At 70.2% G+C, this 7669-nt stretch carries 6 protein-coding genes; 3 read left to right on the top strand and 3 right to left on the bottom strand.

Annotated elements, in window-relative coordinates:
* A partial coding sequence (locus Q0C81_RS13395) for a LytTR family DNA-binding domain-containing protein (RefSeq protein ID WP_291838754.1) occupies positions 1–470 on the top strand: 470 nt, incomplete at its 5' end.
* A 78-nt stretch (positions 471–548) separates the two neighbouring features.
* Here Q0C81_RS13395 and acnA read toward each other — a convergent pair.
* Positions 549–3278, bottom strand: a complete 2730-nt coding sequence (acnA, locus tag Q0C81_RS13390) for an aconitate hydratase AcnA (protein ID WP_291838751.1) — start codon at positions 3276–3278, stop codon at positions 549–551.
* A 201-nt stretch (positions 3279–3479) separates the two neighbouring features.
* Between acnA and ccmA the strand changes: the two genes are divergently transcribed.
* Both ccmA and ccmB read left to right on the top strand, forming a co-directional pair.
* Positions 3480–4079: a heme ABC exporter ATP-binding protein CcmA gene (gene ccmA, locus Q0C81_RS13385; protein WP_291838747.1), complete on the top strand. Its 600-nt coding sequence runs from the start codon at positions 3480–3482 to the stop codon at positions 4077–4079.
* On the top strand, positions 4076–4741 hold the full coding sequence (gene ccmB, locus Q0C81_RS13380; protein ID WP_291838744.1) for a heme exporter protein CcmB: 666 nt from the start codon (positions 4076–4078) through the stop codon (positions 4739–4741). Before ccmA ends, ccmB begins: the two co-directional genes overlap by 4 nt.
* Positions 4742–4744: 3 nt before the next feature.
* Here ccmB and Q0C81_RS13375 read toward each other — a convergent pair whose 3' ends face one another.
* Both Q0C81_RS13375 and Q0C81_RS13370 read right to left on the bottom strand, forming a co-directional pair.
* Positions 4745–6229 carry a S41 family peptidase gene (locus Q0C81_RS13375; protein WP_291838741.1) on the bottom strand — a complete coding sequence of 495 codons (1485 nt, stop codon included), beginning with the start codon at positions 6227–6229 and terminating at the stop codon, positions 4745–4747.
* A gap of 86 nt (positions 6230–6315) precedes the next feature.
* Positions 6316–7669, bottom strand: a 1354-nt coding sequence (locus Q0C81_RS13370) for a S41 family peptidase (RefSeq protein ID WP_291838739.1), incomplete at its 5' end; no start/stop codon positions are given.

Below are 7669 nucleotides of genomic sequence, written 5' to 3'. Positions count from 1 at the left end.
GCCGCGTGCTGGCCGGCGCCATGTGGCCGGAGGTCGGACGGGTGCCGCGACTGGAGTGGTACGCCCAGTCCGTGGTGGTCAGTCTGATCGCCACGGCCGCGCTGCTGTGGTGGGTGAAGCGTCGTCCCGGGGGCGCCGAGGCGAACGCGGGATCGGCGGACCCGCGTGACCGCCTGCCGCCCGCGCTGGGGCGGGAGGTCCTGTGCCTGCAGATGGAGGACCACTACGTCCGGGTTCACACCCCGCGCGGCTCGACCCTGGTCCTGATGTCGCTGTCGCAGGCGATGGCCGGTTTGCAGGGCGTGGAGGGCGCGCGCACCCATCGCTCGTGGTGGGTCGCCCGTTCCGCCGTGGAGGGCGTGCTCGAGGACGGCCGGAACCTGCGGCTACGGCTGACGGGCGGGCTGGAGGCGCCGGTGTCGCGGGCGAGGGTGGGCGAACTGCGCGCCCAGGGCTGGCTCGACGCCTGAGCGGTTCTTGAAGACGGACAAGAAAACGGCCGCTGGATCGCTCCAGCGGCCGTTGTCTTTTCAACCTGGCGTCGAGGCCTATTCCGCCGCGACGGCTTCCGGCGCCGGGGTCGCGCCGCCGGCGAGGTTGCGCAGCACGTAGGGCATGACGCCGCCGGCCTTGAAGTAGTCCAGCTCGGTCTGGTTATCGATGCGGCAGCGGACCGGGAAGCGGGCCATCTTGCCGTCCGACGGGCGGAACAGCTCGACCCACAGGTCCTGACGCGGACGCAGCTTGCCGATGTTGACGTCCGACAGGCCGCGGATCGTGACGATCTCTTCGCCGGTCAGGTTCAGCTTCTGCCAGCCGTCCTGCTTGAACTGCAGCGGCACGACGCCCATTCCGACCAGGTTCGAGCGGTGGATGCGCTCGTAGCTTTCGGCGATGACGGCGCGGACGCCCAGCAGGCGCGTGCCCTTGGCGGCCCAGTCACGCGATGAGCCGGTGCCGTATTCCTTGCCGGCGAAGACGACCAGCGGGCGGCCTTCCGACTGATAGCGCATGGCCGCGTCGTAGATGGACATCGTGTCCTGCGACGGGAAATGCTTGGTCACGCCGCCTTCGATATCCGGCGTGATCTTGTTGCGGATACGGATGTTGGCGAAGGTGCCGCGCATCATGACTTCGTGGTGGCCGCGGCGGGCGCCGTAGCTGTTGAAGTCCAGGGCGTCGACGCCGCGGCCGGTCAGATAGGCGCCGGCGGGCGAGGTCTTCTTGATCGAACCGGCCGGGCTGATGTGGTCGGTGGTGATCGAGTCGCCGAAGATGGCCAGCACGCGGGCCTCGACGATGTCGGTGACCGGGGTCGGCTCCATCGACAGGCCTTCGAAATACGGCGGGTTGGCGACGTAGGTCGAGCTGTCGTCCCAGGCATAGGTCTGGCCGCCGGTGACCTTGATGGCCTGCCAGTGCTTGTCGCCCTTGAACACGTCGGCGTAGCGCTTGGCGAACATGGCCGGGGTGACCGACTTCTTCTGGATCGCGGCGATCTCGGCGGTGGTCGGCCAGACGTCCTTCAGGAAGACGTCCTTGCCCTTCTTGTCCTGGCCGATCGGATCCTTGGTGATGTCGATGCGCATCGAGCCGGCCAGGGCATAGGCGACGACCAGCGGCGGTGAGGCCAGGTAGTTGGCCTGGACGTCCGGGTTCACGCGGCCTTCGAAATTGCGGTTGCCCGAGAGCACCGACACGCCGACCAGGCCGTTGTCGTTGATCGCCTTGGAGACGGTCTCCGCCAGCGGACCCGAGTTGCCGATGCAGGTGGTGCAGCCGTAGCCGACCAGGTTGAAGCCCAGGGCGTCCAGCTCCTTCTGCAGGCCGGCGGCCGTCAGATAGTCGGTGACCACCTGCGATCCGGGGGCCAGCGAGGTCTTGACCCACGGCTTGACCTTCAGGCCCAGCTTGTTGGCCTTCTGGGCGACCAGACCGGCGGCGATCAGGACCGACGGGTTGGAGGTGTTGGTGCAGCTGGTGATGGCGGCGATGACGACGTCGCCGTCGCCCAGGTCGAACTTCTCGCCCTCGACCTTGACGCGCGGGGCGTCGGCCGGGCGGCTGAAGACTTCACCCAGCGCGGTTTCGAACTGGGGCGCGGCGGTGGTCAGCTCGACCTTGTCCTGCGGACGCTTGGGGCCGGCCAGCGACGGCACGACCGTCGAGATGTCCAGTTCCAGCACATCGGTGAAGACCGGGTCTTCCGAGGTTTCGTCGATCCACAGGCCTTGAGCCTTGGCGTAGGCTTCAACCAGGGCGACGCGCGCCTTGTCGCGGCCCGTGGCGGTCAGATAGTCGATGGTCGCGCGCGACACCGGGAAGAAGCCGCAGGTGGCGCCGTATTCCGGGGCCATGTTGGCGATGGTGGCCTGGTCCTCGATGGTCATGCCGGCGATGGCGGGACCGAAGAACTCCACGAACTTGCCGACCACGCCCTTCTTGCGCAGCATCTGGGTGACGGTCAGGACCAGGTCGGTGGCGGTGGTGCCTTCCGGCAGGCGGCCGGTCAGTTTGAAGCCGATGACTTCCGGGATCAGCATCGGGATCGGCTGGCCCAGCATGGCGGCCTCGGCCTCGATGCCGCCGACGCCCCAGCCCAGGACGGCCAGGCCGTTGATCATGGTGGTGTGGCTGTCGGTGCCGACGACGGTGTCGGGATAGGCGACGGTCTTCTTGCCCTCTTCCAGCGTCCAGACGGTCTGGGCCAGGTTCTCCAGGTTCACCTGGTGGCAGATGCCGGTGCCGGGGGGGACGACGCGGAAATTGTTGAAGGCCGACGAGCCCCAGCGCAGGAAGTTGTAGCGCTCGATGTTGCGCTCATATTCGCGCTCGACGTTCTGATTGAAGGCGCCGGCGGTGCCGAAATGGTCGACCATGACCGAGTGGTCGATGACCAGGTCGACGGGGTTCAGCGGGTTGATCTTGGTGGCGTCGGCGCCGAGGGCGCTCATGGCGTCGCGCATGGCGGCCAGATCCACCACGGCCGGAACGCCGGTGAAGTCCTGCATCAGCACGCGGGCCGGGCGGAAGGCGATCTCGTGCTCGACCGAGCCCTTGTTTTCGATCCAGGCGGCGACGGCGCGCAGGTCGGCCTCGGTGACCGAGACGCCGTCCTCGTTGCGCAGCAGGTTCTCGAGAAGGACCTTCATCGAGCGCGGCAGGCGGGAAATCCCGGCCAGACCGGCTTCCTCGGCGGCGGGAAGGCTGTAATAGGCGTATTTCTTGCGCCCGACGGAAAGGTCCTGGCGGGTCTTGAAGCTGTCGTTCGACGGCATGGAGAGGCTTCCTCTGGTCAACGCCGCCCGACAATCCGGTTGCACGCTCGCGCGGCTGACGGCGGGGCGCACAGGTCCCCGACGCGCGCGGCGAACGCCTGCTGCGGCGACCGCGCATATAGCGAGGGTTCCGTTGTCCGTCCATGAATCCATGTCGGCGACATGGGTATTGAGAGACGTTCGCAACTGGGGGTGTGCCTGATGATCGCCGTCGACGGCCTGACCCTGTCCCGCGGCGAGCGCGTCCTGTTCCGCGATCTGTCGTTTTCAGCCGTGTCCGGAGAGGTCCTGGCCCTGACCGGCGCCAACGGCGCGGGCAAGACCAGCCTGCTGCGCGCCCTGGCCGGCTTCCTGCGCCCGGACGCCGGGACCGTCGCCTTCGCCGATGTCGATCCGGCCGAGGCGCGGACGAAGCACCTGCACTGGCTCGGCCATCTGGATGGGCTGAAGGGGGCGCGCCGGGCCCGAGAGGAGCTGGCCTTTCAGGCGCAATGGCTGGGCGCCGGCGCCGACGGCGTCGCGGCCGCGGTCGATGTGCTGGCGCTGGAGCCCCTGCTGGACCTGGAGGTGCGCCAGCTGTCGGCCGGCCAGCGCCGCCGCCTGGCCTTCGCGCGGCTGATCGCCGTGCAGCGCCCGATCTGGCTGCTGGACGAACCGCTGAGCCCGCTGGACGCCCGCTGGCGCGCTGCGCTGGGTCTGCTGATGCAGGCCCATGTGGAGCGGGGCGGGACCATCATCGCCGCTGTCCACGACCCGCTGCCGGTCGTCCATCGCACGCTCGACATCGGAGCGGGCCGATGAGGGCGCTGATGATCCTGTGGCGGCGTGAGCTGTCGCTGGCCTGGGCGGGCGGGGGCGGACCCCTGCTGGCCTGCGGCTTCTTCCTGTGCCTGACCGTGCTGGTCCCGTTGGCGGCCGGAGGCGACCCGGCGGGGCTGAAGCCCGTGGCCGGCGGCGTCGCCTGGGTGGCGCTGGCGGTCTCGTCGATCCTGTCGCTGGAGCGGCTGTTCGAACGCGATTTCGAGGACGGGACGCTGGACCTGATCGCCCTTGGTCCCGTCCCTCTGGAACTGGCGGTCATCACAAAGGCCAAGGCGCAATGGTTGGCGGTCGGCTGGCCCCTGGCGGTCACCGCGCCGGTGGCGGCCATCACCCTGGGCCTGCCGCCGTCACTGGCGCCGCTGGCGGCGCTGGCGGCCCTGATCGGCGGCCTCGGCTTCGCTTTGACCGGGGCGCTGGGCGCGGCCCTGGCCCTGGGGTCCAAGCGCGGCGGCCTGCTGATCGCGGTGGTCGTCCTGCCCCTGTTCATCCCGCCGGTGGTGTTCGGCGCGGGCGCGCTGGAGCGGGCCGCCAACGGCCTGTCGCCCGCCCCGGCGCTGGCCTTCCTGGCCGCCTATGTCCTGTTCGCCGGTCTCATCACGCCCTTCGCGGGCGCCGCGGCGATCCGCAACGCCCAGGGCTAGTCGTCAGTCGCGGGCCAGACCCGCGATCCAGGCCTGGACCGCGGAGTCGTCGCTGAGGTCGCCGGCATAGACGTGGACCGGTCGCTGCGGTTCGTTGTTGCCGCGCGCCCGGCCGCGCCAGACCTTCATCGGAATGGCGACATCGGCCCGGTCGCTCGGCAGGGCGGCGGCGCGTACCTCCATGTAGACGGTGTCGGCCGAGGTCTCGGCGCCGACCTGGATCGCGCCCAGGGCCTTCCACAGGTCCACGGTGTCCAGACAGGCCGAGGCGCAAACCGGGTCGGTCAGCAGGAAGACCGGTCCCCGGACCAACTGCTCGGCCGCGGGCCGGGCCGGTTGAGGACTGCCGACCTCGCGCCAGTAGACTTCACCCGCGGCGCGGGCGGCTCCGAGCGCGGTGGCGGTGGACTCGAAGTCGGCGATCGCATTGGCGTCCTGGCCGGCGGCCCGGGCTTCGTCGGCATAGGCCTGCATCCGGGCCTGGTTGGCCTCGGAGGCCCGCCAGTCGATCGCCTCGATCGGCGCAAGGTTGTGGGCGCGCGCCCAGTCGATGCCCCACAGGGCCACGGCGAGCCGGCTTCCCCAGCGGGACGAGCCGCCGCCATTGCCGCGCAGATCCAGCACGACATAGGGAGCCTGACGCAGGTCGGCCTGTTTCGTCTGGGCTTCGGCGATGAGGGCCGTCAGATTGCGGAACGTCTCGCTGTCCGGTGCGCCGTCGAAATTGGGCGTGGACAGCCAGTAGCCGCCGTCCGCCAGCGTCTTCATCTCGATGGCGGTGTGGGCGCGTTGCGACAACCGGGCCCGGCGGGCGGGCAGGTCCACGCCGTCGGCGGACCGCCAGTTCAGGGCGTAGGCGCGCGTCTGGCCGTCGCTCTCGAAGCGGCAGCTCCGCATCTCGGAGACCCACGGATTGGCGGCGCTCAGGAACTGCCAGTCGCCGAAGGTGACCCGCTGCGACTGCAGGAACCAGCGGCCGCGGAAGGCGCCGATGCGCTCTTCGGCCAGACGGTCGGCGGACACGCCGTCGCAGTCGATCAGGCGGGCGCCGAGGGGCGGGGCGTCCGGATCGCTTTCGTCCCGGTCGGCCACGATCTGATCCGCGCCGCGATAGGTGGTCAGGAAGCCCGGCCAGCGCATGGGCAGGGAGCCGGCCTTCAGGCCGATCTGCACGTGGCCGTCATCGAAGCCGGCGACGTAGGACCGCATCGCCCACCACCATCCGCCCGGCGTGGTCGTGGTCCTGGCGCGTTCGAGCGCCAGCGCCAGGCCGGCGTCGACCCGGCCCCTGAACGCGGGGTTCAGATGGTCGTGGACGCCCGGATGGCTGTCGATGACGATGTCGTGGAGCGCCGTCGCATCCTGGACCAGGATGGCGGACCAGTCGCGGGGTTCCGCCATCCACGCCTGGGGGTCGGTCTCCTGGGCCAGGGCGGGGGCGGCGAGGACAGCCCAAAGGCCGGTGACGATGGCGGTCGTGGTCTTCATTGGATGTCCCCCTCTTCCTCGCGGAAGGCGCGCCGGAAATCCGGCGCCCGTGTTCTTTCCGAGTTCGGCGCGCGCCACAAGCGCGCCTAGCCGAGCGATCTGACCCAGGCGGCGAGGGCGGCGTCGTCGCTCATGTCGCCGTCGTAGACGTAGGTCGGGCGCTGCGGTTCGTTGTTGCCGCGGGCCCGGCCGCGATAGACCTTCATCGGCACGCCGATGCCGGCCAGGCCGCTGGGCAGGTCGGCGTCGCGGACCTCCATGTAGACGGTGTCCGCCGAGGTCTCGCGGCCGATCTGGACCGCGCCCGCCGCCTTCCAGATGTCGACCGCGTCCAGACAGGCCGAGCCGCAGCCGGAATCGGTCAGGACGAAGACGCGGCCGCGCATCGGATTGACCGGGGCCGCGCCCGCCTGAGCGGGGGTCGCGGAAGCCTCTGCCGGCGCGTCGTCCGCTTCCCGCCAGTAGACCTGCCCGGCGGCCCGGGCGGCGCGCATGCCCGTGATCGCCTTGTCGCCCCAGGCGATCACGTCGGCGTCGCCGCCGGCCGCCTTCAACTGATCGATGAACGTGACGATTTCGGCGATGTTGTCGTCCGAGGCGCGCCAGTCGACGGCGTCGCTGGAAGGCGGGCTATGGGTGCGCCGCCAGTCGTCGCCCCACATCAGCGTCGCCAGGTTGTCGCTCCAGTGCGAGGAGCCGCCGCCGTTGCCGCGCAGGTCCAGCACGACCCAGGGCGCCGTCCTGAGCGCCTCCTGCTTCGCCTGCGCCTCGGCCAGCAGGGCGGTCAGGGCGACATAGGCCGTGCTGCCCGGCGCGCTGTTGAACGAGGGCATGGACAGCCACAGGCCGCCGTCGTCCATCGTCTTCAAACCGAACTCGGGGGAAAAGCGCTGGTTCAGCCGGTTGCGGCGCGCGGACAGGTCGGCGGCCTCGATGGCCCGCCAGTTCAGCGCATAGGACCGGGTCTGGCCGCCGCTTTCGAAGCGGCATTCGCGCATCTCGGTGATCCAGGGGTTGGAGGCGTTCAGGAACACCCAGTCGCCGAGCAGGGCGTGCTGGGACTGCAGGAACCAGCGGCCGCGGAAGCCGCCGACCCGCGTCTCGGCCAGGCGGTCTGCGCCCACGCCGTCGCAGTCGATCAGGCGCGCGTCCAGCGGCGGGGCGGCGGGGTCGTCCGCCAGACGATCCGCCACCACCTGGTTCGCGCCGCGATAGGCGGTCAGGAAGCCCGGCCAGCGGGCCGGAAAGCCATAGGAGCCGTCCTTCATGCCGATCTGCACATGGCCGTCGTCGAAGCTGGCCACATAGGCCCGCAACGCCCACCACCAGCCGCCGGCGTCGGTCGTCGTCCGCGCACGGCGCAAGGCCAGGGCCAGCCCCTCATCCACCTTGGCGCGGAAGCCCGGGTTGAGGGGATCGTGCATCCCAGGATGGCTGTCG

Origin of the sequence: Brevundimonas sp. (assembly GCF_023259385.1) — a bacterium.
Taxonomy (GTDB): Bacteria; Pseudomonadota; Alphaproteobacteria; order Caulobacterales; family Caulobacteraceae; genus Brevundimonas.
This window is presented reverse-complemented; position numbering and strand designations above follow the sequence as displayed.

Bases quoted from the DNA above. Each gene is read 5' to 3' on its own strand.
- acnA (WP_291838751.1), bottom strand. From the start codon at position 3,278: ATGCCGTCGAACGACAGCTTCAAGACCCGCCAGGACCTTTCCGTCGGG.
- ccmA (WP_291838747.1), top strand. From the start codon at position 3,480: ATGATCGCCGTCGACGGCCTGACCCTGTCCCGCGGCGAGCGCGTCCTG.
- ccmB (WP_291838744.1), top strand. From the start codon at position 4,076: ATGAGGGCGCTGATGATCCTGTGGCGGCGTGAGCTGTCGCTGGCCTGG.
- Q0C81_RS13375 (WP_291838741.1), bottom strand. From the start codon at position 6,229: ATGAAGACCACGACCGCCATCGTCACCGGCCTTTGGGCTGTCCTCGCC.